The sequence below is a fragment of the Bradyrhizobium sp. Rc3b genome (assembly GCF_900114915.1).
GTDB lineage: Bacteria > Pseudomonadota > Alphaproteobacteria > Rhizobiales > Xanthobacteraceae > Bradyrhizobium.
In genome coordinates, this window is record NZ_FOUS01000018.1 from 128,580 (window position 1) to 153,228 (window position 24,649).

A 24,649-nucleotide genomic window follows, 5' to 3' on the forward strand; every position below is an offset into this window, starting at 1 on the left:
GATCCGGTCACCACGCGCACGCGACGAACGCGTGGATGTTCTGCAATTGGTCCCGCCTACATTGACAGGGGTGTGACGGCCGGGGCAGTTTTTCACATTGCTGGCGAATCAGCGATTGCCTCACGCCGAGTACCTCTTGGACAACTCCCTGTGCTTTCGAGACTGATATCGTTGCTGCGCCGCATCCCCGCGGTGAAATGGGCGTTCACCCGGCTTCGGCCCTTGCCGCAGGGCGGCAGCATCGACGGTGCGGCGGTCGTCGCGGAACAGCCCGTCATCGTTACTGAGGGTGCTGACGCTCTTCCGGCTCTCGACATCGGCATCGGCACTAATCCACTGCGCAGCGACGCCGCGGTCGCGGAGGACGGCACCGCCAACCCTGTCATCACAGAGGCAGCAGCCGATATCGCCGGCAGCGACGAGTCCCTGCAGCAGGCGCCGTCAGATGTCGAGCCGGTCTTCGTGGCAGAGGTCTTGGCTTCGGACGAAGTCATCAGCGAAACGGTCGATGGTCCCAAACCAGTCGATGTTCCTGAACCCGTCATCGACAATGATCCGCCTGTAGAGGTCTCGACGAAGCTCGAGCCCGTCGCCACCGAAGCGGTCGCGGCCATCGACATCGAGGACGAGCCGGCCAAAGCCGCTGAGCCCGTCATCAGCAGCGATCCATCTCCCGAGCTCACGACCGACGTTGAGCCCGATGTCGTGGAGGAGACCTCGTCCAATCTCGAGGTCGCTTCGCTTGATGTTGTTTCGGTTGATGTCGCTTCGGTTGACGCTCCCGCTCTCGTCGTTGCCGACGATCCCTCCACTGTCGCCGCCGCGGATGTCGAGCCCATTGTAGACGACACTCATGTCACGCTTGCCGATCCCGATGTCTCGGCGGAACCTGTCGTTGAAGAGAGCATCGACAGCGATCCCACCTCCGGCACCGCGGTGGCGATCGAGCCGGTCGCTGCAAGCGATCCTGCCCCTGTCGCCGCGGACGACTCTTCGGCCGACGCCATCGTGGTCACGCATGATGAGCCGGCTCCGGCTCTCGCAGCTCCCGCTGAGGAGATTCGCAGTGCGCCGAAACTTCGCGCGAAAGCAACGGAACCTGCCGATCGCACCGCGCTGATCCGGCAGCGCTGGGCGGAAAGCGGAATCAGGATGTGGAATCCCCGGCTTCACGGCACCGGCGAAGCCACGCTGAACATCCAGGGCAGCGTCGGGCTGCTGCCGCCTGCGCCCGGCGAGACGATGCCGCGCTACGACAAGCTGGAATTCAAGATGCTCGGCGGACAGATCGTCTGCGAGGGCGTCATCGTCGAAGCCCCCGCACTGGCGAGCCATCGCAGTTTCGCCCGGCTCGCCGAGCCTGGGAAACCCGAGCGTGTCCGCGAACCGACGCGGGAACGCCAGGCCGCTCTGGCCTGATCCTTTCCGCTGCAGCGCCGTCACGTTTGTGCTAGGCTGAGTTTCCCGAATATGGGGGATCGCATGCCTGCAAAGCTGTTGCGACTGATCGTGATCGCCGCCGTCTGCGTCTCGCAAGGAGCCTTTGCGGCCTCCAGCAAGCGGCCTCACCACAGGCCCGCCACCGATCCAGCCGCGCCCTACAAGGCGGACCGGCTCTCCTCCTCGCGCGGCGAGACCATCCTCAACACGCCCGGCCAGACCACCGTGCTGACGCGAGAAGTCCTCGACGACATGAACGCGAGGAGCCTCCGCGATGCCATGCGCTCGACCGCCGGCGTCACGGTCGGACGCTAGAGCGGAATGGCATTAGGCTGAATCATTCCCGCGGTGGCTCGTTCACCGCTCCCGCTTGCGGGAGAGGTCGGCGCATTCCGGGCGATGCGAAGCATCGTTGCGCCGAAGCGCATGGTTAGCAGAGCGTAACGTCGGCTTTTGCAGGACTTCGCCGCCGATATGCCTGCCGACGCGGCCCCGTATCGTTAACACGGCCTCACCCTTGCACGCGGCCGGAAATTCTGCGGTAGCGTGCAACCCTGTGCAGGTCTTTCGCGCAAGACCCGATCTAACGCGCCCTTTACCCACGCTATGCAAGATCGCCGGCAATTTCAGGGATCCGGGGCTCGTATTTCAATGCCTGTTGCCGATTTGAAGTCTCACTTCGCCGCCGCAATGCGGCTGTTTCGCGTGCCGGCCGACAATCCCGAGTTGACGCGCGCGCAGTTCGACGCCTTCTCCAAGCAGATCCCGCTGCTCTACTTCATCCTGATCACCAACACGATCGCGGTCGCATATACCTATGTGCCGCTGGCGCCGGCCTCGCTCAGCATGATCGTGCCGGGCGCGTTGGTCGCGGTGGCGGGCTATCGGACCTTCTGGTGGCTGCGGCAGCGCCACCTCGTCCGCAGCGACGCCGACATCCTGCGCAATCTGCGTCTCACCAACTGGATCGCGGCCCCGATCGCGGCGGGCTTCACCATCTGGTCGTTCGCCCTCTATCCCTACGGCGATCCCTTTGCCAAGAGCCAGGTCGCTTTCTACATGGCGGTGACCGTGATCGGCTGCATCTTCTCGCTGATGCATCTGCGTTCGGCCGCACTGATCGTGACTCTCGTCGTCGACGTGCCGTACGTCGTGTTCTACTTCGCCACCGGCGAGCCGACGCTGGAGGCGATGGCCGTCAACAATCTCCTTGTCACCGGCGCGATGGTGACGGTGCTGACCATCTACTACCGGGACTTCGCCGATCTCGTCGCCAGCCGCAAGTCGCTGCTGGCACAGCAAGCGGCGACGCAGGCGCTCTCGGACGAGAACTTCCGCCTCGCCAATCTCGATTCCCTCACCGAGCTGCCGAACCGCCGCCGCTTCTTCGCCGAGCTGTCGAGCGCCTTTGCCGACGCCGAGCGCAGGAACGTTCGCGTCGCGGTCGGCATCATCGACCTCGACGGCTTCAAGCCGATCAACGACAATTACGGCCACAGCGTCGGCGACCGCGTGCTCATCGAGGCGGGCCGCCGCATCCGCGAGGTCTGCGAGGGCTTCGGCCCGCAACGCGTGGAATTCGCCCGGCTCGGCGGCGACGAGTTTGGCCTCGTCGTCTGTGATGACCCCGACGATGCCGATCTGGCACGGCTTGGCGAACGCATCGGCGGGCAGGTCAAGCTGCCTTACCAGCTCGACACCGCGCACACCGGGTTGTCCTGCTCGATCGGGTTTGCGCTGTTTCCGGACTCCGCGACGACGTCGGAAGCTCTCTATGAATGTGCCGACTATTCGCTTTATCACGCCAAGCGCCATCAGCGCGGCCGCACCGTGATCTTCTCGGGCGAGCTCGAAGCCGAGATCCGGAGCCGCGGCGTGATCGAGAATTTGTTGCGCACCTCCGATTTTGGCGCCGAGATGGAGCTGGTGTTCCAGCCGATCGTCGACGCCATGAGCGAGCACACTGCGGGCTTCGAGACGCTGGCGCGCTGGCACAGCCCCCGTCTCGGCTGGGTGTCCCCTGCCGACTTCATCCCTGCCGCCGAGCGCATCGGCCTGATCCGGCCACTGACGCAGACGCTGCTGGCCCGCGCGCTCGCGACCGCCAAGACCTGGCCCGACGACATCCGCCTGTCGTTCAACCTGTCTGCGCACGACGTCTGCGCTGCCGAAGGCATCCTGCCCCTGATCTCCATCATCGAGAAAAGCGGCCTGTCGCCACGACGGATCGATTTCGAGATCACCGAGACCGCCGTCACCTTCGATTTCGTGCGCGCGCAGCAGTCGGTCGCGACGCTGAAGGCGATGGGCTGCGGCATTTCGCTGGACGATTTCGGCACGGGCTATTCGTCGCTGAGCCACGTGCACCGGCTGCCGCTCGACAAGATCAAGGTCGACCGCAGCTTCGTCGCCGACATCAACGAGAATCCGGTCAGTCACAAGATCATCAAGTCACTGACGGGCCTCTGCGACGACATGGAGATCGCCTGCGTCGTCGAGGGAGTCGAGACCCGCGCCCAGCTCGATACCTTGCGCCGGCTCGGCTGCGACTTCATCCAGGGCTATTATTTCGCAAAACCCATGTCGGGCGATGCGATCGGCGACTATCTGGCGAACGAACGCCAGCGCCTCGACGGCGCCAAGGTCGTGGCCTGAGACCGCTCACACCGCGCAGTAGCGTTCCTGGATGTCCTTGTCCGCGAGCAGCGCCGCCGCGCTGCTTTGATGCACGACCTCGCCCTGGTCGATGATCACGGCGCGGTCGGCCAATCGAAGAGCCCATTCGACGTTCTGCTCGACCAGCAGCAGTGTCTTGCCCTCGTCGCGCAGGCGGCGGAACAGCACGCCCATCTCCTCGACGAGGACGGGCATGATGCCCTCCGAGGGTTCATCCAGCAGGATCATCTTGGGCTTGCCGATCAGCGCGCGCGCGATCGCCAGCATCTGCTGCTCGCCGCCGGAGAGCGTCACGCCCTCCTGGTCGAGGCGCTCCTTCAGGCGCGGAAAGGTTTCGGCGATCTCGTCGATCGCCGTCCGCTCCTCGATGTCGCTGCCGGCCGCGACCAGGCCGAGCCGGAGATTCTCGCGCACCGACAGCCCGGGAACGATGCGCCGCTCCTCGGGCACGTAAGCGAGACCGAGGTGGAAGCGCTGATGGGCGCGCAATGGCAGGAGCTCCCTGCCCGCAAAGCGCGCGCGGCCGGTCGCCTTCGGCATCAGGCCCATCATGGTTCGCAAGGTTGTGGTCTTGCCGGCGCCGTTGCGGCCGACGAGGGCAACCACCTCGCCCTCCTTCACGTGCAGGGAGATGCCGTGGAGGATGTGGCTCGCCCCATACCAGGCGTGGAGATCTTCGATTTCGAGCAGCGCGGTTTCAGCCATAACCTTCACTCTGTCCGAGATAGACCCGGCGGACCTCCGGATTGCTCCTGATCTCGTCGGGCGCGCCGTCGGCGAGCAGGCGGCCATGATGCAGCACCACGACGCGCTTGGACAGGCCCAGCACCATCTTCATCTTGTGCTCCACCAGGAGCACGGTGCGCTTGTCGGCAAGCCGCTCCAGCAGCGCGACCATATCCTTGGTCTCTTCCGGTCCCATGCCGGCGGTCGGCTCGTCGAGCAGCAGCAACTCGGGCTCGGAGACCAGCGCGATCGCGATCTCCAGCGCGCGCTGCTGGCCATGCGAGAGGAATTTTGCAAATTCGCTTCGCTTGCCGAGCAGCCCCACCGCGTCGAGCGCCGCATCAGCACGCGCATGCAATTCGGTCAGCCGAGCGCGATTCCGCCAGATGTCGTAGCTCACAGCCAGCGCCTGCGCCGCGACGCGGACGTTCTCATGCACCGACAGATCCGGAAAGATGTTGGTGATCTGGTAGGAGCGCGAAATGCCCTGGTGCACGAAACGGTGCTGCGGCAGGCCGTTCAGCTCGCGTCCGCGGAAGTGCAACTTGCCGGACGTCGGCGTCAATACACCGGAGAGGATGTTGAAGAACGTACTCTTGCCGGCCCCGTTCGGCCCGATAATCGAGGTCAGCTGTCCCGCCGCAAAGGACAGGGTGATATCCTCGAGCGCGACGAAGCCGCCGAAGCGCTTGCCGATTCCCTCGGCGCGAAGCAGCTCGCCGCTCATCGCCGCGCCTTTCCGATACCGAGGACGTCCAGCAGCGTTCCCCAGATGCCCTTGGGCAGGAACAGCACGAACAGCACGAAGATCGCGCCGACGAAAATCTGCCAATGCGGCGTCCACAGCGAGATGACGTCCTCCAGGATCAGGAAGCTCGCCGCGCCGACGAAGGGCCCGAAAAAGCTGCGGGCGCCGCCGAGCAGCACCATCATCACGATCATACCCGAGGTCTGGTAGTGCAGGATGTCGAGCGGCACGATCGACAAATGCAGCGCCAGCATGCAGCCGCCGAGCGAGGAGATCGCGCCCGACAGCATGAACACGACCAGCTTGCTGCGTTCGACATCGTAGCCGCAGGCCCGCGCCCGCTGCTCGTTCTCGCGGATCGCCTCGATGACGGCCCCGAACGGCGAATTCAGGATGCGCGACTGGAACCACATCGCCAGCGCCGCAAAGGCCATCAGCACGTAATATTTGTTGACGGGGTCGAGGAAGTTGACTTGATGGCCGAACAGGCTGATGCGGTCGACGGTGAAGCCGCGCAGGCCGTTCTCGCCGCCGGTGAAGGACGAGGCCTGGAGCGCGACGTAATAGACGAGCTGCGCCAGCGCGAGCGTGACCATGGAGAAATAGATGCCGCGGGTGCGCGTCGAGATGATTCCGATCACGGCCGCAAGGCAGGTGCTGAGACCCACGGCGATCGCGACCGCGGCAAACCACGGCACGCCGTAACGCCCGATCGCAATGCCGGTGAAGTAGGCCCCCGCACCGAAGAACGCGGCTTGGCCGAACGACAACAGCCCGGTGTAGCCGAACAGCAGATTGTAGCCCATCACCACGACGCCGTAGATCAGGACGTTGACGGCGAGCGCCTTGGACGGCAGCAGCCAGGGCAATATCGCCAGCACGGCGATGGAGAGCAGCACGCGATGGTCGAGAAGCCGGCCGAGCCCGCTCGGCGCAGGCTTGGCGATAACCTCGCCGCTCGAAGGATGCGTCACGCCGTCCTCCCTCTCACCCCGAACAGGCCTTGCGGGCGGATCAGCAGCACCACCGCCATCAGCGCGAACATCACGATGGTCGCCATTTCAGGCGCGAACAGCGCCACCAGGCTGATGGAAATGCCGACCATGAGGCCGGCCACGACCGCGCCGACGATCGAGCCGAGGCCGCCGATCACGGTGACGACGAAGGCTTCGGCCAGAACCAGCGAGCCCATCTCCGGATTGACGCTGCGCATCGGCCCGGCGAGCACGCCGCCGAGTGCGGCAAGTCCGACGCCGAGCCCGAAGATCGCGAGCCAGACGCGGCCGATGTCGACGCCGAGCACCTGCATGATGGTGGGATCGCGCGCACCCGCGCGCACGATCAGGCCGACCCGGGTCTTCTCCAGCGTCAGCCAGAGCGCCAGCAGCACCACCGCCACCAGCACGATGACGAACAGGCGGTAACGCGGGAAGAAGCCGATGCCGAGATCGAGCACGCCGATCAGCTGCGGCGGGGTCGGAAACGGAATGCCGTCGCTGCCGAACACGATGCGCACGCCCTCGACCAGGACGTAGCTGAGGCCGAAGGTGAGCAGCAGCGGATCGTCGATCGAGCGTCCATACAGCCTGCGGATCAGCACGAACTCGATCAGCATGCCGAAGGCGCCGATCAGGATGGGCGCCAGCAGCAGCCCCCACCAGAAGCTTCCGGTGAGAGAGGCCAGATACAGCCCCGCATAGGCCCCGATCATGAACAGCGCACCATGGGCGAAGTTGACCACCCCGAGCATGCCGAACACGATCGTCAGTCCAAGCGCAGTGATCACCAGGACCGCCCCAAGGGCGATCCCGGAGAGAAGCTGCATGATGATCAGCGACAGGTCCATCGTCTCAAGACTTACGTGGCGTGGCCGAGCTCGCTGCAGCTGCGCAGCATGTCGTCCGAGCCTGTGTCGTTGGCGAGAATGGCGAACAGATCGTTGTCGCCCGCCATGGCGGACTTCTTCTTGGACTCCAGCACCAGCACCGACTGCACCGATTGGTGGTCACATTTGCGGTAATGCTGCGGGCTCTTGGTCAGATCATATTGCAGTTTTTCGAGAGCATCGACCACCTTGTCGGTGTCGGTGCCGTCGGCGACCTGCATCGCGGCCAGCAGCGATCCGACGCCGGAATAGCCGTAGGCACCGTAATCGGTCGGGATCGCGCCGCCATTGGCGGCCTTGAACGCCGCGTTGAAGCTGGCGGCCGACTTGCTCTGCGCCTCCAGGCCCCAATAATAATTGGCGCCGCCGACCACGCCCTCGAATACGTCGGGGCCGACTGCGAGCCGCTGGTTGTGCAGGATGACGGGGACCACGATCTTCATCTGCTGCTTGACGCCGAAATCCACGGCCTGCTTGATCGCATTGGCCTGGTCGCGGCCGAAATTGGAGATGCAGAGCACGTCCGGCCGCATCGACATCAGGCGCGGCATGAAGGTGGAATAGTCGGCTGCACCGAACGGATGCAGGATCTCGCCGACATTGTCCGCGCCAATCGCCGCCTGCGCACGCTTGAAGCCGCGCAGCATCTCATGACCGTAGGCATAATCGGCGACGAGATGGGCGACTTTCATGCCCTTCTTCAGCGTCTGCCGCGCCACCGCGGCTGTCGTCATGTGCGGGTTCAGCGCCTCGTGAAACGTGTATTTGCTGAAATCCTTGGCCTCGTTGATGGTGTCGGACTGGCTGATCGAGACGTAGATCACGCCGCGGGCGCGCGTGACCTCGTTGACCGCAAGCTGCACAGCGCTGGAGAGCGCGCCGACCACGGCATGAACCTTGTCCTTCTCGATCAGCTCGAGCGTACGCGTCGCGGCCTCGCCGGCGTTGAGCTTGTCATCGCGCACCAGCAGCTCGACCTTGCGGCCGCCGATGCCACCCTTATCGTTGACGAGCTTCACCGCGAGTTCGGCGCATTTGACCTGATCGCGTGCTTCCGCTGCGAAGGGGCCGGTCAGCGGCGTCGGGAAGCCGATGCGGATCGTCTCGTCGGCCGCACGGCCGAGCCGGGGCATGGCGAGCAGCGCCGCGCTTGCCGAAAGGCCGGCGAGCGCAGTGCGGCGGGTTACTTTCGGGGTCGAACCGGATTTGGGCATGATTTCCTCCAACTGTCTTTTTTCTAGAAACGCTTCAGGGCTTTCAGGACTTTGGCGGGCGTGATCGGAATCGAACTGATCGTCGCATCGAACGGCGCGATCGCGTCGTTGACGGCGTTGAGTACGCAGGCGGACGCCGCGGCCGTACCGGCTTCGCCGACGCCCTTGGCGCCAAGCTCCGTGTCGGCGGTCGGCGTCTCGACATGAGCGATGACGATGTCGGGCATCTCCATCGGCATCGGCACGAGATAATCGGCGAGCGAGCCGTTCATGAGCTGACCGGTGTCGCTGTAACGGCATTCCTCGAACAGTGCCGCGCCCAGCCCCTGCACGATGCCGCCGCGGAGCTGTTCGTCCACGAGCATCGGATTGATGACGCGGCCACAATCCTCGACGATGAAATGCTTCAGGAGCTTAATGAAGCCAGTCTCGACATCCACCTCCAGCGAGCAGCCCTGGATGCCGTTGGTGAAAGCGAACGGATAGCCCTGCGGCGCGAAGTGATGGCTCACGGTGAGCTGCGCCTGCGTGCCCGGCGGCAGCGTATCGGAGCGGAAATAGGCGATGCGTGCGATTTCGGCGATCGGCAGGCGCGGGTTCCGCGTGCTTGCATCGACGATCTCGCCATCGAGGATATCGAGCGCCGATGGCTGCTCCTGCAGAATGAGCGCGGCAATCTCCAGGATGTTGCGCTTGAGCGCGCGCGTGGCCTGCAGCGCGGTCTCGCCGCCGATGCCGGCGCCGCGGCAGGCCCAGGTCGCGCCGCCATGCGGCGTCACCTCGGTATCTCCGGTGATGACCTTGACACACTCCTGCGCGAGGCCCAGCTGATCGGCCACGATCTGGCTGATGATCGCCTCGGTGCCCTGCCCCTGCTCGGTGACCGAGATCAGGCAGCGCACCTCGCCAGAGGGCGTCAGGCTCAGGATCGCGCCGTCCTGCGACGAGATGCGCGCACCGCCGACGCCATAGAACGCCGGGCTGGGATTGGTGATCTCGACGAAGGCCGCGATGCCGATGCCGCGATAGATGCCGCGCTTGCGCAAGTCGGCCTGCTCGGCACGAAGTGCGTCATAGCCCATCATTTCGTGCAGGCGCTTCAGGCAGGCCTGATGCGACAGCGCCTCGAAGCGGTAGCCGGTCGGCGAGGTCTGCGGATAGGCATCGTCGGGGATGACGTTCTGCGCCCGGATGGCAAAGGGATCGAGACCGAGCTTGCTTGCTGCCATGTCGACGAGACGCTCGGTCACCGCGCAGGCGATGGGATGGCCGACGGCGCGGTACTGGCTGGTCTGCACCTTGTTCTGGAAGATCACCTCCAGCGTGGCTCGGTAATTTTTGAAGCGATAGGGCGCGCCGATCAGGCGGATGACCTGGTTGCCCTCGACGACGCTGGTGCGCGGATAGGTCGAGAACGCCCCGATCGCGGTCAGGTCCAGAACATCCATCGCCAGGATCTCGCCCTTGGCATCCAGCGCCACCCGGGCGCGGACGCGATGGTCGCGGGCGTGGATGTCAGAGACGAAGGACTCCATCCGGTCGGCGACGTATTTCACGGGCCGGCCGAGCAGGATCGAGAGACCGACCACCGCCATGTCCTCGTGATAGACATGCAGCTTCATGCCGAAGGAGCCGCCGATGTCGGTCGCGATGACGCGGACGCGGGCTTCCGGAATGTTGTAGTGGCGCGAATAGAGGTCCTGAAACTGATACGGGGTCTGCGTGCCGTGATGCACGGTGAGCATGCCCGCGGATGGATCGTAGTCGGCGATGATGGCGCGCGGCTCCAGCGTCACCGCGGTGTGGCGGCCGAAGGAAAACTCCTCCTCCACCACATGGGCCGCATGCGCAAAGGCGTCATCAACGACGCCGCTGTCGAGCTGGCTGCGGAAGCAGGTGTTGTTGGCACTGCCCGGATTGACCAGCGGACCGTCCGCCTTACGTGCGCCGTCGATGTCAACGACGACGGGAAGGTCCTCGTAGTCCACCTCGATCAGCTCCAGCGCATCTTCAGCAATCGCCCGGCTCTCGGCAACGACGGCGACCACCGCCTGTCCGGCCCAGACCACGCGATCGAGCGGCAGCGGCAATTGCGGCGCGGAGGTCATGCCCTTGAAATGATCGAGCGTGCCGGTCCAGGGCGTGCAGATTTTTGCGAGATCAGCGCCCGTGGCGACGAGATGTACGCCCTCTCGCGCACAGGCCTCGTCGATCTTGATCGAGACGATCTTCGCGTGCGCATGCGGGCTACGCAGGAACGCGGCGTAGAGCATGCGCGGCAGCTTGAGATCGCTGACGTAACGTCCCCGCCCGGCAAGCAGCCGCTTGGCGTTGGGCCGCGGCAGCGCACGGCCGATATAGGAGTTCGGGCGATCGAGCGAGGTCAGCGGCGCGCTCATGTCGCGCCTCCATTCTCACCATGCGCTTTGGCCACGGCGTCGATGGCGTCGACGATCGCCTCGTAGCCGGTGCAGCGGCAGTAATTGCCCGACAGCGCGTCGCGGATATCCTCGCGGCTCGGCTGCGCCGTTTGCGAGAGCAGCTCGTGGGCGTTGATCAACATGCCCGGCGTGCAAAAGCCGCACTGCAACGCATTGCGGCGATGGAATTCGGCCTGGAGATCGGCGAGCAGACCGCTCTCGCTGAGCCCCTCGATGGTGTCGATCCTGCCGCCATCAGCCTGCACCGCGAAGATCAGGCAGGAATGCACGGCGCGGCCGTCGAGCTGCACCAGGCACGCGCCGCAGGCGCCCATCTCGCAGCCGGCATGCGTGCCCGTCAGCTCGAGCTTGTCGCGCAGGCAATCGACCAGCGTGTCGCGCGGCGCGACCTCGCAGGCGACCTTGCGCCCGTTGACGACGAAGCGGACCCGCACCGTCTCGTCGGCCTCGTTCAGCAGACTATCGTCGAAGCCGCTCATGCGCCCTCACCGAGACGTCCGAGCAGGCGGCCAAGCAACACGCGAGCGAGATGCAGCCGCATCGAGGGCGGCACTTCGTCGCCCTCGGGCGGCGCGAGATCGCCTTCGAGCGCGCCTTGCGCGGCAGCGATGCGTTCTGCATCCAACCTCGCGCCGATCAAGGTGGCTTCGACCCCCTTCACCCGCGTCGGCGTATTGCCAACGGAGAAGAATGAGATGCGGATGTCGTCAATGCGCTCACCGGTGCAGGTCGCAAGCATGCCGCAACCAACCAGCGCGTAATCCCCGCGCCGACGCGCCAGCTCGTCGAACGCAAAGCGCTGATCGGCCCTGAACAGCGGAACGTAGACCGCGGTGATCAGCTCGCCGGGCTCGAGCGCCGTCTCGAACAGGTCGATGAAGAAATCATCGGCCTTCACGCGTCGGCGGCCTGAGAGGCCGGCGATCTCGATCTCGGCATCCAGCGCCAAGGTCATCGCCGGAAATTCGGAAGCCGGGTCGGCAAGCGCGACGCTGCCGCCGAAGGTGCCGCGGTTGCGGATCGCGGGATGGGCGACGAACGGTGCCGCGGCGTGCAGCAGCGGCGCGAACTCGGCAATCAAAGGCTCGCTCAGCATCTCGCAATGGCGCGTCAGCGCACCGATGCGCAAGGCGTCGCCTTCGCGCCTGACGCCGCGCAGCTCGCCGATGTGGGTGATGTCGATCAAAAGCCGCGGCGCCTGCAGCCGCAGCGACAGCGCCGGCACCAGGCTCTGGCCGCCGGCGATGAAACGCGCATCGTCCCCGGCGCGTGCGTGAGCATCCAGCGCCTGGTCGATCGTCGCAGCCCGAAAATAGCTGAAAGCCTTCGCCTTCACTGCCGTTTCCCCGAGATCCATCGGCTCATCAGCCGGGATGCCAGATTTGTAACCATCTGGTCTCAAAATCCTGACACGCCTCCCAAGGCCGGTCAACAGGAAATGACCATTTGGTCACAAAAGCGCCTTGGGCTATGAAGGTAGCGGCACGTTGATTCAGCGACGAGATGGCCCGAAAAGCGCAGAAAACTTTGAGACGACCGGTCCGCAAGCGGACCGAGACAGGCAGCAAGTCCGCGCCAAAGCGTCGCAACATGCGCGCGGCCGACCGCGAGCGCGCGATCGTGGACGAGGCCATCCGCTTCTTTGCCGAGCGCGGCTTCGAGGGCCAGACCCGCGAGCTCGCCAAGCGCATGGGCATCACGCATTCGGCGATCTACCGCCACTTCCCGAGCAAGGAAGCGCTGATCGAGCGGGTCTACCAGGAGGTCTATCTCAGCCGCTGGTCGCCCGATTGGGGACCGATGGTGCGCGACCGTTCGCTGTCGCTGGAAGCGAGGCTCACGCGCTTCTATCTCGACTATGTCGAGCGCGTATTCGAATATAATTGGGTGCGGATCTTCGTGTTCTCCGGCATGAAGTCGTTCGGCATCACCAGCCGCTACCTCGACATCGTGAGGCGCGAGATCATCGAGCCGGCGGCGGCCGAGCTGCGCTTTGAGCTCAAACTGCCCGACGCAAAAGCTCACTCATTGAGCGAGCGCGAGACAGAGCTGTTCTGGGGCCTGCACGGCCGCATCTTCTATCTCGCCATCCGCAAGTTCATCTACGAGACGCCGATCCCGCCCGATCTCGACGCCATCGTCCGCGACGCCGTCCAGACCTTCATGGACGGCGCGAAGACGACGATGCCGAGGCTCTTGGTCAGCGGCTGAATCGGCGACGCTGCTCCGAAGGAGGTGCGCTCCCTCTCCTGCTTGCGGGGGAGGGCCGGGGTGGGGGTGCCTCCGCAGAGAGACTCCCTGATTGGAGAGAGCCCCCACCCGGCGCTCCGCGCCGACCTCCCCCGCAAGCGGGAGAGGTTGATCGAGCCCGCGGCTAGCTACTTCGAAAGGCTCGGCAGATCGAGCCCCTTCTCGCGGGCGCAGTCGATCGCGGTCTCGTAGCCCGCGTCGGCATGGCGCATGACACCGCTGGCGGGATCGTTCCAGAGCACGCGCTCGATCCGCTTGGCCGCTTCCGGCGTACCGTCGGCGACGATCACCATGCCGGCGTGCTGGGAATAGCCGATGCCGACACCGCCGCCATGATGCAGCGACACCCAGGTTGCGCCGCTGGCGCAATTGAGCAGCGCGTTCAGCAGTGGCCAGTCGGACACCGCGTCCGAGCCGTCCTTCATCGCTTCAGTCTCGCGGTTCGGGCTTGCCACCGAGCCGCTGTCGAGATGATCGCGGCCGATCACGATCGGCGCCTTGAGCTCGCCGCGCGCTACCATCTCGTTGAAGGCAAGGCCGAGTCGATCGCGATCGCCGAGGCCGACCCAGCAGATCCGCGCCGGCAGGCCCTGGAACTTGATGCGCTCCTTGGCCATGTCGAGCCAATTGTGCAGATGCTTGTCATCAGGCATCAGCTCCTTGACCTTGGCGTCGGTCTTGAAGATGTCCTCGGGATCGCCCGACAGCGCGGCCCAGCGGAACGGCCCGACGCCACGGCAGAACAGGGGACGGATATAGGCGGGGACGAAGCCCGGGAAATCGAAGGCGTTCTTCAGGCCCATGTCCTGCGCCATCTGGCGAATGTTGTTGCCGTAGTCGAGCGTCGGAATGCCCTGCGCATGGAAATCCAGCATGGCCTGGACGTGCTCGACCATCGACGTCTTCGACGCGCGCTCCACCCCCTTCGGATCGGAGGCGCGCTTGGCTTCCCAGTCGGCTAGCGTCCAGCCCTTCGGCAAATAGCCATTGACCGGATCGTGCGCGCTGGTCTGGTCGGTGACGACATCCGGCTTGACGCCACGGCGCACCAGTTCAGGGAAAATCTCCGCGGCATTGCCGAGCAGGCCGACCGAGACCGCCTTCTTCGTCTTGGCGGCATCTTCCATGATCGCCAGCGCTTCGTCGAGCGTTGCCGCCTGGCGATCGAGATAGCCGGTACGCAAGCGCATCTCGATGCGGCTCGGCTGGCATTCAACCGCGAGCATCGAAGCGCCGGCCATGGTCGCGGCCAGCGGCTGCGCACCGCCCATGCCACCCAAGCCGGCGGTGAGAATCCATTTGCCGGCAAGGCTGCCGCCATAATGGCGACGACCGACCTCGACGAAGGTCTCGTAGGTGCCCTGCACGATGCCCTGGCTGCCGATATAGATCCAGGAGCCGGCCGTCATCTGGCCGTACATCATCAGGCCCTGGCGATCGAGCTCGTTGAAATGGTCGAGCGTTGCCCAATGCGGCACGATGTTGGAGTTCGCGATCAGCACGCGCGGTGCATCCGCATGGGTGCGGAACACGCCGACCGGCTTGCCGGACTGGACCAGCAGCGTCTGGTCGCCTTCGAGCTTGCGCAAGGCCGCAACGATCCGGTCAAAGCTGTCCCAGTCGCGCGCGGCGCGGCCGATACCGCCATAGACCACGAGCTCGCTCGGGCGCTCCGCGACATCAGGATCGAGGTTGTTCATCAGCATGCGCAGCGGCGCTTCGGTCAGCCAGCTCTTGGCGCTGATGTCGCTGCCGCGGGGGGCGCGGATGGTGCGGTCGTTGTCCAGTCGGCGGTTCATGCGGACCTCTTAATCAAGTCTCGGAAACGGATCGGATGGAAGCGCAGTGATCGCAATGGCCGGCAACGCATCCGCATCGATCAGTGCAGCGGCCTTGGCCAGATCGCCGGCCATGTAGCGGTCCGCACTGAGCGCCGGCACCTGCTCGCGCAACGCGGCGATGACCGCAACGAGCGGAGCACTGGTCGCATGCGGCGCGCGCAGCGTGATGCCTTGGGCCGCGACCAGCAGCTCGATGCCGAGAATCGCGGCGAGATTGTCGGCCATGTCGGACAGGCGCCGCGCGGCATGCGCCGCCATCGAGACGTGATCTTCCTGGTTGGCGCTGGTCGGCGTCGAATCGATCGAGCAGGCCGCTGCGCGCTGCTTGTTCTCGGCATAGAGCGCGGCGGCCGTCACCTCGGCGATCATGAAGCCGGAGTTGAGGCCGGGATCGGGGGTCAGGAACGGCGGCAGGCCGAAATTCAGCGCCGGATCGACCAGCGTCGCAATGCGCCGCTCGCTGATCGCGCCGATTTCCGACAGCGCCAGCGCGAGCGCGTCGGCGGCAAAGGCCACGGGCTCGGCGTGGAAGTTGCCGCCCGAGACGATCTCGCCGGTCTCGACCAGCACCAGTGGATTGTCGGTGACCGCGTTGGCTTCGACGATCAGCGTATGCGCGGCCTGCGTGATCAGGTCGAGCGCTGCGCCCGCGACCTGCGGCTGGCAGCGCAGGCAATAGGGATCCTGCACGCGCTCGTCGCCTTCGAGATGCGACAGGCGAATGTCGCTGCCATCCAGCAGCGCGACAAGCGTCGCGGCTGCGGCGATCTGCCCGGCGTGACCGCGCAGTGCCTGGATTTCGGGACGGAACGGCGCCGTCGAGGCCATCGCGGCGTCGACCGACAGCGCACCGGTCACGAGCGCCGCACGGGCCAGGCGAAACGCGCGTAGCACGCCGGCAATAGCGTAAGCGGTCGAGAACTGCGTGCCATTGATCAGCGCGAGTCCCTCCTTGGGGCCGAGCGTCAGCGGCGCGAGGCCGGCCGCGGCGAGCGCTTCACCGCCGGACACCGTTTTCCCGTCGACGATCGCCTGCCCCTCACCGATCATCACCGCCGTCATATGCGCGAGCGGCGCAAGATCGCCGGAGGCGCCGACCGAGCCCTGCTGCGGCACCAGCGGAGTGACACTCCGTGCCAGCATGGCCTGCAACTGCTCGATCACCGCGCGGCGCACGCCGGAAGCGCCGCGCCCGAGCGAGACGATCTTCAGCGCCATCATCAGCCGAACGATCGGCTCGGGCGTGGCTGGGCCGACGCCGCAGCAATGCGAGACGATGAGGTTGCGCTGGAGCAGCGCGGTCTGATCGGGCGGAATGCGCTTCGAGGCCAGCTTTCCGAAGCCGGTGTTGATGCCATAGACGGGCGCGTCGGCGTGCGCGGCCTTCGCGACGATTTCCGCAGCCGCCTCCACGCGTGGCCAGAACGACGGATGAAGGACGACAGGGGCACCTTCAAGCACGCGCGCGAGATCGTCGAGGCTGACCGCTCCCGGCTTGACGACGATCGCTGTGCCCTGCTCCGTCACTGTCCCCTCCACACCCGGCGATGCAGCGGATTGAAGCCGATGCGATAAACAAGCTCGGCGGGCCGCTCGATGTCCCAGATCGCAAGATCGCACCATTTGCCAGCCTCAAACGTGCCGGTCTCGCCGAGCACGCCCAAGGCACGCGCGCCCTCGCGGGTGATTCCGGCGAGGCATTCGGCGACGGTCATCCGGAACAGGGTCGCGCCCATGTTCATCGTGAGCAGAAGCGAGGTCAGCGGTGAGCTGCCGGGATTGCAATCGGTCGCGAGCGCCATGGAAACGCCGTGGGCGCGGAACGCCTCAACCGGCGGCTTCTGCGTCTCGCGGATGAAGTAGAATGCGCCAGGCAGCAGCACGGCCACCGTACCGGCCTTCGCCATCGCGGCGGCGCCCGCTTCATCCGTGTGCTCGAGATGATCGGCGGAGAGCGCCGAGAAGCTTGCAGCGAGCGCCGCACCGCCGAGGTTCGACAACTGATCGGCATGGAGCTTGACCGGCAGCCCGAGCCCCCTCGCCGTCTCGAACACCTGCGCGGTCTGCTCCGCCGAAAAGGCGATGCCTTCCATGAAGGCGTCGACAGCGTCGGCGAGGCCCGCCTTTGCAACAGCGGGCAGCATCTCGTTGCAGACGAGATCGATATAGCGATTTTTGTCCCCGTCCGCTTCCACCGGCAGAGCGTGCGCCCCGAGGAAGGAGGTGCGGATGGCAACCGGCCGCTGGCGGCTGATGCTGCGCGCGGCCGCGAGCTGGCGCATCTCGGTTTCGGTGTCGAGGCCGTAGCCCGACTTGATCTCGACCGTGGTTGCGCCCTCACCGATCAGCGCATCGAGCCGCGGCAGCGCGCTCGCGACGAGATCGGCTTCGCTCGCCTTGCGCGTCGCCGCCACCGTTGAAACGATGCCGCCGCCGGCGCGCGCGATCTCCTCGTAGCTCGCGCCCTTCAGGCGCAGCTCGAACTCGTGCGCGCGGTTGCCGCCATAGACGAGATGGGTGTGGCAGTCGACGAGGCCGGGCGTGATCCAGCGACCCTCGCAGTCGATCCGTTCGGCCGCGTCGGCATCCGCCGGAAAATCGGACTGCGCACCGGCATAGACGATACGGCCGCCGCGCGCGGCGATCAGGCCACGCTCGATCTCGCCGAGATCGGGCCGGTCGGCCCGCATCGTGGCGAGCCGGGCATTGTGCCAGATCCGGTCGAAGCGCTCTGCCATGCAACGGTCCCTTCGCGTGGGATGCTTGACTTATATGTCTAGACATATAATCGTGGGACCGTTCTGTCCAGCCGGCGTGTAATCATGACCCGACTGCATTTCGCCTCCGCGCTCCTGCCCTCGGGCTGGGCCAATGACGTGCAGGTGGTGATCACCGCCGGCGCGATCGCGGCGGTGTCCGCGGGTGTGCAGCCGGCCGCCGGCGACGAGCGCCACGCCATCGCGCTTCCGGGACTTGCGAGCCTGCACAGCCACGCCTTCCAGCGCGGCATGGCGGGCCTTGCTGAGCTGCGCGGCAATTCCACCGACACGTTCTGGACCTGGCGCGAGACGATGTATCGCTTCGCCCTGGCAATGACGCCGGACGACGTCGCCGCCGTCGCGACACTTCTCTATGTCGAGATGCTCGAACAGGGATTTACCCGCGTCGGTGAATTCCATTATCTGCACCATGATCGCGACGGCTCGCCCTATGCCGATCCCGCCGAGACGGCCGCGCGCATCGCGCAGGCTGCCGAAGCCTCCGGCATTGCCCTGACCTTGCTGCCGAGTTTCTATGCGCACGGTTCCTTCGGCGGCGCAGCGCCTCATGACGGCCAACGCCGCTTCATCTGCTCGGTCGATCAGTTCGCGGCATTGATGGCGGCGTCGCGTAAGGCGATCAGCACATTGCACGGCGCCAATATCGGCATCGCGCCGCACAGCCTGCGCGCGGTAACGCCTGACGAGCTTGCAGCGATCATTCCGCTCGCCGAGGGCGGCCCGGTGCATATCCACGCCGCCGAGCAGGTGAAGGAAGTCGACGATTGCCTGGCCTGGTCCCGCCGGCGCCCGGTGCAATGGTTGCTGGAGCACGCGCCCGTCGACCGGCGCTGGTGCCTCATTCACGCGACGCACATGACGGATGACGAAGTCAGCGCGTTCGCAACGTCTGGCGCGGTCGCTGGCCTCTGCCCCATCACCGAAGCGAGCCTCGGCGACGGCATCTTTCCCGCCCGTGAATTTGTCGCTGCCGGTGGCGCCTTTGGCGTCGGCACGGATTCCAACGTGCTGGTCGGCGTCGCCGACGAATTGCGCCAGCTCGAATACGGGCAGCGCCTCAAGCACCGCGAGCGCAACGTGCTCTCCGCCGGCGCAGGCCGCTCGACCGGACGGACGCTGTTCGATCATGCGCTCGCAGGCGGCGCACAGGCGCTGGCGCAACCGACCGTCGGCCTCGCGCCCGGCGCGCACGCCGATATCGTCACGCTCGACGGCGCACATCCCTCGCTGGCAGGGCGTCACGGCGATGCCACGATCGACGGCTGGATCTTTGCCGCGGGCAGCGGCGCGATCGACTGCGTCTGGGCTGGCGGTCACAAGGTGGTCGAAGGCGGACGTCATGCGTTGCGACAAGCTGCACGCGAGCGCTTCAACGCGGCGGTTCGGAGGCTTGTCGCATGAGCCTTGCCACCGACGCGGCCGACAAGCCGACGCTGTACAAGCGGATTCGCGCCGACATCGAGAAGCGCATCCTGACCGGCGAATGGCCGCCGGGGCATCGCATCCCGTTCGAGCATGAACTGGTGGCGCGCTACGGCTGCTCGCGCATGACGGTGAACAAGGCACTGTCGGAGCTGGCGCAGGCCGATTTGATCGAGCGGCGGCGGCGCGCCGGCTCCTTCGTCCGGCGGCCGCAGCACATGTCGGCGGTGCTCAAGATCGCCGACATCCGCGCCGAGATCACCGCATTGGGGCGCGCCTACGGCTATGAGTTGATCGGCCGCAAGCTGCGCACCGCGACCACTGCCGATCGCGACCGTCTCGGCGTGAGGAAGGTCGGCAAGGTGGTCGCGATCACCTGCCGGCACAGCGCCGACAAGGTGCCGTTCGCCATCGAGGACCGGCTGATCGACCTTGCATCCGTGCCTGACGCTGCGACCGCCGATTTCTCGCGCGAGCCGCCGGGCTCCTGGCTGCTGCACCATGTCCCGTGGACCGAGGCCGAGCACACGATCAGCGCCATCGTTGCGGACGATCGCACGGCGGACGCGCTCGCGATCGCCGTCGGCGCGCCCTGTCTCGTGATCGACCGCTACACCTGGCGCAGCGCACGCACCATCACCGCCGTGCGCCTGCTCTATCCCGGTGACTCTCACCGCCTTGTCGCGCGATTCAAGGGAGGCTGAAAGGACATGTCGGCACAAATCGTGCAACGCTTCGGGCAACGGTCCATCCGGACCGACAATGATCAACAGGACGTCAATCCATCGATCGGCAAGAGGACGACAACCATGCGTAGTTCGACGATATTTGCGACAATCATTGCTCTTTCGGCCACCACTCCCGTGCTCGCCGACGACGTCAAGGTCGGCGTGGGCATCTCCGGCTGGACCGGCTTCGCGCCGCTGACACTGGCGAAGGAGGCTGGCATCTTCAAGAAGAACGGCCTCGACGTCACCATCAAGAAAATTCCGCAGAAGGACCGGCACCTTGCGATCGCGTCGGGCGACATCCAGTGCGCGGCGACCACGGTCGAGACCTGGATCTCCTGGAACGCGAACGGCGTTGCGACCAAGCAGATCTTCCAGCTCGACAAGAGCTTTGGCGCCGACGGCATGGCTGTGCGCAACGATGTCGCCGCGATCAAGGACCTGAAGGGCAAGACCGTCGCAGCGTCCGCGCCCGGCACCTCGCCTTATTTCGCGCTGGCCTGGATGCTCAAGAAAAACGGCCTCACGGTGAAGGACGTCACCGTCGTCAACCTCGAGCCGGCCGCGGCCGCGCAGGCCTTCGTCTCCGGCCAGAACGATGCGGCGATGACCTATGAGCCGTATCTGTCGACGGTGCGCGCTGCGCCCGACAAGGGCAAGATCATCGCGACCACGCTGGACTATCCGATGGTCATGGACACCTTCGGCTGCACGCCGAAATTCCTGACCGACAATCCCAAGGCCGCCAAGGCGCTTGCCGACAGCTATTTCGAGGCGCTCGACATGATCGCCAAGGACCAGGCCAAGGCCTACGAGATCATGGGTGCGGACGTGAAGCAGAGCGGCGAGCAGTTCGGCAACTCGGCGAAGTATCTGCGCTGGCAGGACAAGGCCGCGAACCAGAAGTTCTTTGCCGGCGACTTCCTGACCTTCAACAAGGAGGCCGCCGAGCTGCTGCTCGAGATCGGCATCATCAAGGCTGCGCCGAAGGTCGAGGATCTCTTCGACGCCAGCTTCATCAAGTAAGTCACTCACGCGCTGCTGGCCCCGTCTCGCGGCGGGGCCGGCAAGTCTGTTCACCGCCCGGATATATCGTCGATGCGTCCCCTGGACCCTGTTACATCGAAGCAGCGCGTGGCCTACGGCCTTGCATTCTTCGTGGTGTTCGTTGCCCTCTGGTCGTGGGCGACCTTTGGCGGCTATGTGTCGAAGACCTTTCTCGCCAACCCGCTGACCATGGTGCAGGAAGGTTATGACCTGCTGGCCAAGCAGGGTTTTGTGTTCGACATCGGCATGACGATCTGGCGCGTCGTCGGCGGCTTTGCGCTCGCAGCGATCATCGCAGTGCCGCTCGGCGTTCTCATGGGCGCCTACAAGCCGGTCGAGGCGTTCCTCGAGCCGTTCGTCTCCTTCGCGCGCTATCTGCCCGCCTCCGCCTTCATTCCGCTGTTGATTCTGTGGGCCGGCATCGGCGAGCTGCAGAAGCTCCTCGTCATCTTCATCGGCTCGGTGTTTCAGGTCATCCTGATGGTCGCCGTGACCGTCGGCGCCACGCGGCGCGATCTGGTCGAGGCGGCCTATACGTTGGGGGCCCGCGACCGCGGCATCATCCGCCGCGTGCTGCTGCCCTCCTCCGCACCCGAGATCGCGGAAATCCTGCGGCTGGTGCTGGGCTGGGCCTGGACCTACGTCATCGTCGCCGAGCTGATCGGCTCGTCCTCGGGCATCGGTCACATGATCACCGACAGCCAGGCGCTGCTCAACACCGGCCAGATCATTTTCGGCATCATCGTGATCGGGCTGATCGGCCTCCTCTCCGACTTCATGTTCAAGGCATTCAACGCCTGGCTGTTTCCGTGGAGGCTCGCATGACGATCCTCAAGGTCGAACAGGTCTCGCGCACTTTCCCCGCACGCCACGGCAACGCGCCGACCAAGGCGCTGGAGCCGACCGATCTCGTCATCGGCAACAACGACTTCGTCACCATCCTCGGCCCCTCCGGCTGCGGCAAGTCCACGCTGCTGCGCATCGTTGCGGGCCTCGACCGTCCGACCAGCGGGCGCGTCACGCTCGACGGGCGCGAGGTCGCCGGTCCGGGCGCCGATCGCGGCATGGTGTTCCAGTCCTACACGCTGTTTCCCTGGCTCACCGTGCGCGAGAACATCGCCTTCGGCCTGCGCGAGCGCGGCGTGTCCGAGGCGGAGCGGCACAAGATCGCCGACGCCTTCATCCGTCAGGTCGGCCTGTCCGGCTTCGAGAATCATTGGCCGAAGCAGCTCTCCGGCGGCATGCAGCAGCGCACGGCGATCGCGCGCGCGCTCGCCAACGACCCGAAAATCCTGCTGCTCGACGAGCCCTTCGGCGCGCTGGATAACCAAACCCGCGCCCTGATGCAGGAGATGCTGCTCGGGATCTGGGAGCGCGACCAGAAGACCGTGCTGTTCGTGACCCACGACATCGAGGAAGCGATCTTCCTCGGCAGCCGTGTCATCGTCATGAGCGCGCGCCCCGGCCGGATCAAGGCCGAGATCACTGTGGACCTGCCGCATCCGCGCTCCTACAAGATCAAGACCACGCCGGAATTCGTCCAGCTCAAGGAACGGCTGGTCGAGGAGATCCGCACCGAGGCGCTGAAGGTTACTGAGCATGCCTGACACCAAGCCGCGCGCCGATGGCCAGCGCGTCCTCGCCGACCTCAACGCACTCCGTGCCATCGGCGCCTACAAGACCGGCGTGCACAAGCCGACCTTCTCCGAGCCGCACAAGCTCTCGCTGGACTGGCTGGTGCGCAAGCTGCCCGATGCAGGTCTTTCCGCCTCGATCGACGGCATCGGCAACGTGTTTGGGACCAGCGCCAAGTCCGGGCCGAAACTGCTGGCCGGCTCGCATCTGGAGAGCCAGAACTACGCCGGCTGGCTCGATGGCCCGCTCGGCGTCGTCTATGCGCTCGAGGCGGCGCGCGTGCTCAATGCCGACCCCTCCGTGAAAGGCGCGGTCGAAGTGGCCGCCTGGTGCGATGAGGAAGGTCATTTCGGCAGCTTCCTCGGCTCGCGCTCTTATGTCGGTCAGGTGACTGAAGCCGAGATCGACGCCGCGCGCGACCGCACTGGCGGCCGCACCATGCGCGATGCGCTCGCCGAGATGGGGCTCGCAGGACGCCCGCGCATCGGCGTCGAGCCGGGCCGGCACGTCGGATATCTCGAGGCGCATATCGAACAGGGCGACACGCTCGAAAGCGGCAAGCTTGCGATTGGCGTCGTCACATCCATCGTCGGCATCTGGCAGTACCGTATCAATTTCGCCGGTGAGCAGAATCACGCCGGCACCACGCGCATGGCCGTGCGCAAGGATGCGGGGCTGGCGCTGGCCAAATTCTGCGTCGCGATCGACCAGCGTTTTCCTGATTCCTGCGGCCCGCGAACGGTCTGGACCACCGGCCGCATCACGCTCGATCCTGGCGCGCCGAGCATCATTCCGGGTGGAGCGGAGATGCTGTTCCAGATCCGCGACGACGATCCGGCCGTCATTGCCCGGCTGGAGCAGCTGCTGCGGACCATGGCTGACGAAGCCAGCACGAAGGGCCCCTGCACCGTCACCGTCGAGAAAATCCGCACCGGCGCGCCCGCCATGATGAATTCGGGCTTTCAGGACGCAATCGAAGCCGCGAGCAAGGCGCAGGCCGGTGGACGATCCATTCGCATGCCCAGTGGCGCCGGCCACGACGCGCAGATGCTGGCAACCGTCATGCCCGCCGCCATGCTGTTCGTTCCGTCGATCGGCGGCATCAGCCATCACTGGACCGAGAACACCGCCGATGCCGATATCGTCACCGGCGCGCAGGTGTACGTGGACGCCTGTCGGCGGATCCTTGCGGGTTAGAACGAGCCAGGGAAGCGCTGCGTCGGGGTACGAGAGCGGAGGTATGACGCACAGTCTCTCCACCGTCACTGCGAGGCTCCAATGCACATCCCAACGTGCAGTGCCGTAGGGTGGGCAAAGGCGCATAGCGCCGTGCCCACGATCTCCCTCCATGAGCGACAAGGCGTGGGCACGCTGCGCTTTGCCCACCCTACGAGATCTGGCTTGTGGCATGCAGCTCAAGTCGCAGACACGCCTTCCCGATCTCGCGGCGGAATTCGCCCGAGCTTTGCTTGGTCTCGCGACCCTCTCATCCAAGAGGGCGCAGGGAAGGCCGGGTGCTGGCTCGCACCCGCGGTCCGCTGCGCGAAAAGCACACACAGAAAGAACCGCACAGCAGCATACAGGTGTGGCCGATCACTCGGCCTTCCCTGCGCGATGGCTGGACGGCTTATGCCGTGATCTCCCGGGAGCCGACCATTCCTTCTGGCCTCCCTCGCCCCGCGAATTTGGATGATGCAGTCTGCCCGGTTGGGCTCGCTCGCACCTTCGCGAGGACTTGACCGTAGCAACGACGGCCAGGACCACACGGTTTTGCCGTACGCGCGGCCCGCCATTTCGCCGCAGTTTTTCCAGCCCT

Annotated in this window: 21 protein-coding genes; 10 read left to right on the plus strand and 11 right to left on the minus strand. The window is 65.6% G+C overall.

Going from position 1 to position 24,649, the window contains the following annotated elements:
* The first annotated feature begins 171 nt into the window (after positions 1–171).
* The 3 genes from BM190_RS33510 (at position 172) to BM190_RS33520 (ending at position 4,095) form a co-directional block, all read left to right on the plus strand.
* Positions 172–1,419 (plus strand): hypothetical protein, encoded by a 1,248-nt coding sequence (locus BM190_RS33510; protein ID WP_092261836.1) that lies wholly within the window; start codon positions 172–174, stop codon positions 1,417–1,419.
* 63 nt (positions 1,420–1,482) lie between these two features.
* A complete protein-coding gene (locus BM190_RS33515) occupies positions 1,483–1,755 on the plus strand; it encodes a TonB-dependent receptor plug domain-containing protein (protein ID WP_177237453.1) in 273 nt (90 codons plus the stop codon).
* Positions 1,756–2,091: 336 nt separating this feature from the next.
* On the plus strand, positions 2,092–4,095 hold the full coding sequence (locus tag BM190_RS33520) for a putative bifunctional diguanylate cyclase/phosphodiesterase (protein WP_092261838.1): 2,004 nt from the start codon (positions 2,092–2,094) through the stop codon (positions 4,093–4,095).
* Positions 4,096–4,101: 6 nt separating this feature from the next.
* Here the strand turns inward: BM190_RS33520 and BM190_RS33525 are convergent, their stop codons facing one another.
* Genes BM190_RS33525 through BM190_RS33560 form a run of 8 tightly spaced genes read right to left on the minus strand, consistent with a single transcriptional unit; the run spans position 4,102 to position 12,466 of the window.
* Positions 4,102–4,821, minus strand: a complete 720-nt coding sequence (locus tag BM190_RS33525; protein WP_092261839.1) for an ABC transporter ATP-binding protein — start codon at positions 4,819–4,821, stop codon at positions 4,102–4,104.
* A complete protein-coding gene (locus BM190_RS33530; RefSeq protein WP_092261840.1) occupies positions 4,814–5,569 on the minus strand; it encodes an ABC transporter ATP-binding protein in 756 nt (251 codons plus the stop codon). The genes BM190_RS33525 and BM190_RS33530 overlap by 8 nt, the downstream gene beginning before the upstream one ends.
* Positions 5,566–6,564: a branched-chain amino acid ABC transporter permease gene (locus BM190_RS33535; RefSeq protein ID WP_092261841.1), complete on the minus strand. Its 999-nt coding sequence runs from the start codon at positions 6,562–6,564 to the stop codon at positions 5,566–5,568. Before BM190_RS33535 ends, BM190_RS33530 begins: the two co-directional genes overlap by 4 nt.
* Entirely contained in the window at positions 6,561–7,436 is an 876-nt protein-coding gene (locus tag BM190_RS33540) for a branched-chain amino acid ABC transporter permease (protein WP_018320760.1), read from the minus strand. Before BM190_RS33540 ends, BM190_RS33535 begins: the two co-directional genes overlap by 4 nt.
* Before the next feature lie 11 nt (positions 7,437–7,447).
* Complete coding sequence (locus tag BM190_RS33545) at positions 7,448–8,689, minus strand: ABC transporter substrate-binding protein (RefSeq protein ID WP_092261861.1); 1,242 nt, start codon at positions 8,687–8,689, stop codon at positions 7,448–7,450.
* Between the two features lie 23 nt (positions 8,690–8,712).
* Complete coding sequence (locus tag BM190_RS33550) at positions 8,713–11,088, minus strand: xanthine dehydrogenase family protein molybdopterin-binding subunit (RefSeq protein WP_092261842.1); 2,376 nt, start codon at positions 11,086–11,088, stop codon at positions 8,713–8,715.
* Complete coding sequence (locus BM190_RS33555) at positions 11,085–11,609, minus strand: (2Fe-2S)-binding protein (RefSeq protein ID WP_092261843.1); 525 nt, start codon at positions 11,607–11,609, stop codon at positions 11,085–11,087. Before BM190_RS33555 ends, BM190_RS33550 begins: the two co-directional genes overlap by 4 nt.
* On the minus strand, positions 11,606–12,466 hold the full coding sequence (locus tag BM190_RS33560) for an FAD binding domain-containing protein (protein WP_092261862.1): 861 nt from the start codon (positions 12,464–12,466) through the stop codon (positions 11,606–11,608). Before BM190_RS33560 ends, BM190_RS33555 begins: the two co-directional genes overlap by 4 nt.
* 254 nt (positions 12,467–12,720) lie before the next feature.
* Here BM190_RS33560 and BM190_RS33565 point away from each other — a divergent pair, with 254 nt between their 5' ends.
* Complete coding sequence (locus BM190_RS33565; protein ID WP_177237454.1) at positions 12,721–13,341, plus strand: TetR/AcrR family transcriptional regulator; 621 nt, start codon at positions 12,721–12,723, stop codon at positions 13,339–13,341.
* Positions 13,342–13,508: 167 nt separating this feature from the next.
* On the opposite strand, the gene hutU is transcribed toward BM190_RS33565, so the two are convergent.
* The 3 genes from hutU to hutI are packed head-to-tail and all read right to left on the minus strand — an operon-like array spanning position 13,509 to position 17,959.
* A complete protein-coding gene (gene hutU, locus BM190_RS33570) occupies positions 13,509–15,179 on the minus strand; it encodes a urocanate hydratase (RefSeq protein ID WP_092261845.1) in 1,671 nt (556 codons plus the stop codon).
* A gap of 9 nt (positions 15,180–15,188) precedes the next feature.
* Positions 15,189–16,748: a histidine ammonia-lyase gene (gene hutH, locus BM190_RS33575; protein WP_092261846.1), complete on the minus strand. Its 1,560-nt coding sequence runs from the start codon at positions 16,746–16,748 to the stop codon at positions 15,189–15,191.
* On the minus strand, positions 16,745–17,959 hold the full coding sequence (gene hutI / locus BM190_RS33580; protein ID WP_092261847.1) for an imidazolonepropionase: 1,215 nt from the start codon (positions 17,957–17,959) through the stop codon (positions 16,745–16,747). The genes hutH and hutI overlap by 4 nt, the downstream gene beginning before the upstream one ends.
* 84 nt (positions 17,960–18,043) lie before the next feature.
* Here hutI and BM190_RS33585 point away from each other — a divergent pair, with 84 nt between their 5' ends.
* The 6 genes from BM190_RS33585 to BM190_RS33610 all read left to right on the plus strand — a co-directional run bounded on the left by BM190_RS33585 (position 18,044) and on the right by BM190_RS33610 (position 24,030).
* Positions 18,044–19,402, plus strand: a complete 1,359-nt coding sequence (locus BM190_RS33585) for a formimidoylglutamate deiminase (RefSeq protein ID WP_092261848.1) — start codon at positions 18,044–18,046, stop codon at positions 19,400–19,402.
* Positions 19,399–20,127, plus strand: a complete 729-nt coding sequence (gene hutC / locus BM190_RS33590; protein ID WP_018320770.1) for a histidine utilization transcriptional repressor HutC — start codon at positions 19,399–19,401, stop codon at positions 20,125–20,127. Before BM190_RS33585 ends, hutC begins: the two co-directional genes overlap by 4 nt.
* A gap of 105 nt (positions 20,128–20,232) precedes the next feature.
* Positions 20,233–21,177: an ABC transporter substrate-binding protein gene (locus BM190_RS33595; protein ID WP_092261863.1), complete on the plus strand. Its 945-nt coding sequence runs from the start codon at positions 20,233–20,235 to the stop codon at positions 21,175–21,177.
* 72 nt (positions 21,178–21,249) lie between these two features.
* Positions 21,250–22,023, plus strand: coding sequence for an ABC transporter permease (locus BM190_RS33600; RefSeq protein WP_028142738.1), 774 nt, complete (start codon positions 21,250–21,252; stop codon positions 22,021–22,023).
* On the plus strand, positions 22,020–22,805 hold the full coding sequence (locus tag BM190_RS33605; protein WP_020508750.1) for an ABC transporter ATP-binding protein: 786 nt from the start codon (positions 22,020–22,022) through the stop codon (positions 22,803–22,805). The genes BM190_RS33600 and BM190_RS33605 overlap by 4 nt, the downstream gene beginning before the upstream one ends.
* Complete coding sequence (locus BM190_RS33610; protein ID WP_092261849.1) at positions 22,798–24,030, plus strand: Zn-dependent hydrolase; 1,233 nt, start codon at positions 22,798–22,800, stop codon at positions 24,028–24,030. Before BM190_RS33605 ends, BM190_RS33610 begins: the two co-directional genes overlap by 8 nt.
* Positions 24,031–24,649 lie beyond the last annotated feature (619 nt).

Coding starts and splice junctions, on each gene's coding strand:
- BM190_RS33600 (WP_028142738.1), top strand. CDS start 21,250: ATGCGTCCCCTGGACCCTGTTACATCGAAGCAGCGCGTGGCCTACGGC.
- BM190_RS33550 (WP_092261842.1), bottom strand. CDS start 11,088: ATGAGCGCGCCGCTGACCTCGCTCGATCGCCCGAACTCCTATATCGGC.
- BM190_RS33605 (WP_020508750.1), top strand. CDS start 22,020: ATGACGATCCTCAAGGTCGAACAGGTCTCGCGCACTTTCCCCGCACGC.
- BM190_RS33555 (WP_092261843.1), bottom strand. CDS start 11,609: ATGAGCGGCTTCGACGATAGTCTGCTGAACGAGGCCGACGAGACGGTG.
- BM190_RS33530 (WP_092261840.1), bottom strand. CDS start 5,569: ATGAGCGGCGAGCTGCTTCGCGCCGAGGGAATCGGCAAGCGCTTCGGC.
- hutI (WP_092261847.1), bottom strand. CDS start 17,959: ATGGCAGAGCGCTTCGACCGGATCTGGCACAATGCCCGGCTCGCCACG.
- BM190_RS33585 (WP_092261848.1), top strand. CDS start 18,044: ATGACCCGACTGCATTTCGCCTCCGCGCTCCTGCCCTCGGGCTGGGCC.
- BM190_RS33595 (WP_092261863.1), top strand. CDS start 20,233: ATGCGTAGTTCGACGATATTTGCGACAATCATTGCTCTTTCGGCCACC.
- BM190_RS33525 (WP_092261839.1), bottom strand. CDS start 4,821: ATGGCTGAAACCGCGCTGCTCGAAATCGAAGATCTCCACGCCTGGTAT.
- BM190_RS33565 (WP_177237454.1), top strand. CDS start 12,721: ATGCGCGCGGCCGACCGCGAGCGCGCGATCGTGGACGAGGCCATCCGC.
- BM190_RS33610 (WP_092261849.1), top strand. CDS start 22,798: ATGCCTGACACCAAGCCGCGCGCCGATGGCCAGCGCGTCCTCGCCGAC.
- BM190_RS33540 (WP_018320760.1), bottom strand. CDS start 7,436: ATGGACCTGTCGCTGATCATCATGCAGCTTCTCTCCGGGATCGCCCTT.
- BM190_RS33545 (WP_092261861.1), bottom strand. CDS start 8,689: ATGCCCAAATCCGGTTCGACCCCGAAAGTAACCCGCCGCACTGCGCTC.
- BM190_RS33515 (WP_177237453.1), top strand. CDS start 1,483: ATGCCTGCAAAGCTGTTGCGACTGATCGTGATCGCCGCCGTCTGCGTC.
- hutC (WP_018320770.1), top strand. CDS start 19,399: ATGAGCCTTGCCACCGACGCGGCCGACAAGCCGACGCTGTACAAGCGG.
- BM190_RS33520 (WP_092261838.1), top strand. CDS start 2,092: ATGCCTGTTGCCGATTTGAAGTCTCACTTCGCCGCCGCAATGCGGCTG.
- hutU (WP_092261845.1), bottom strand. CDS start 15,179: ATGAACCGCCGACTGGACAACGACCGCACCATCCGCGCCCCCCGCGGC.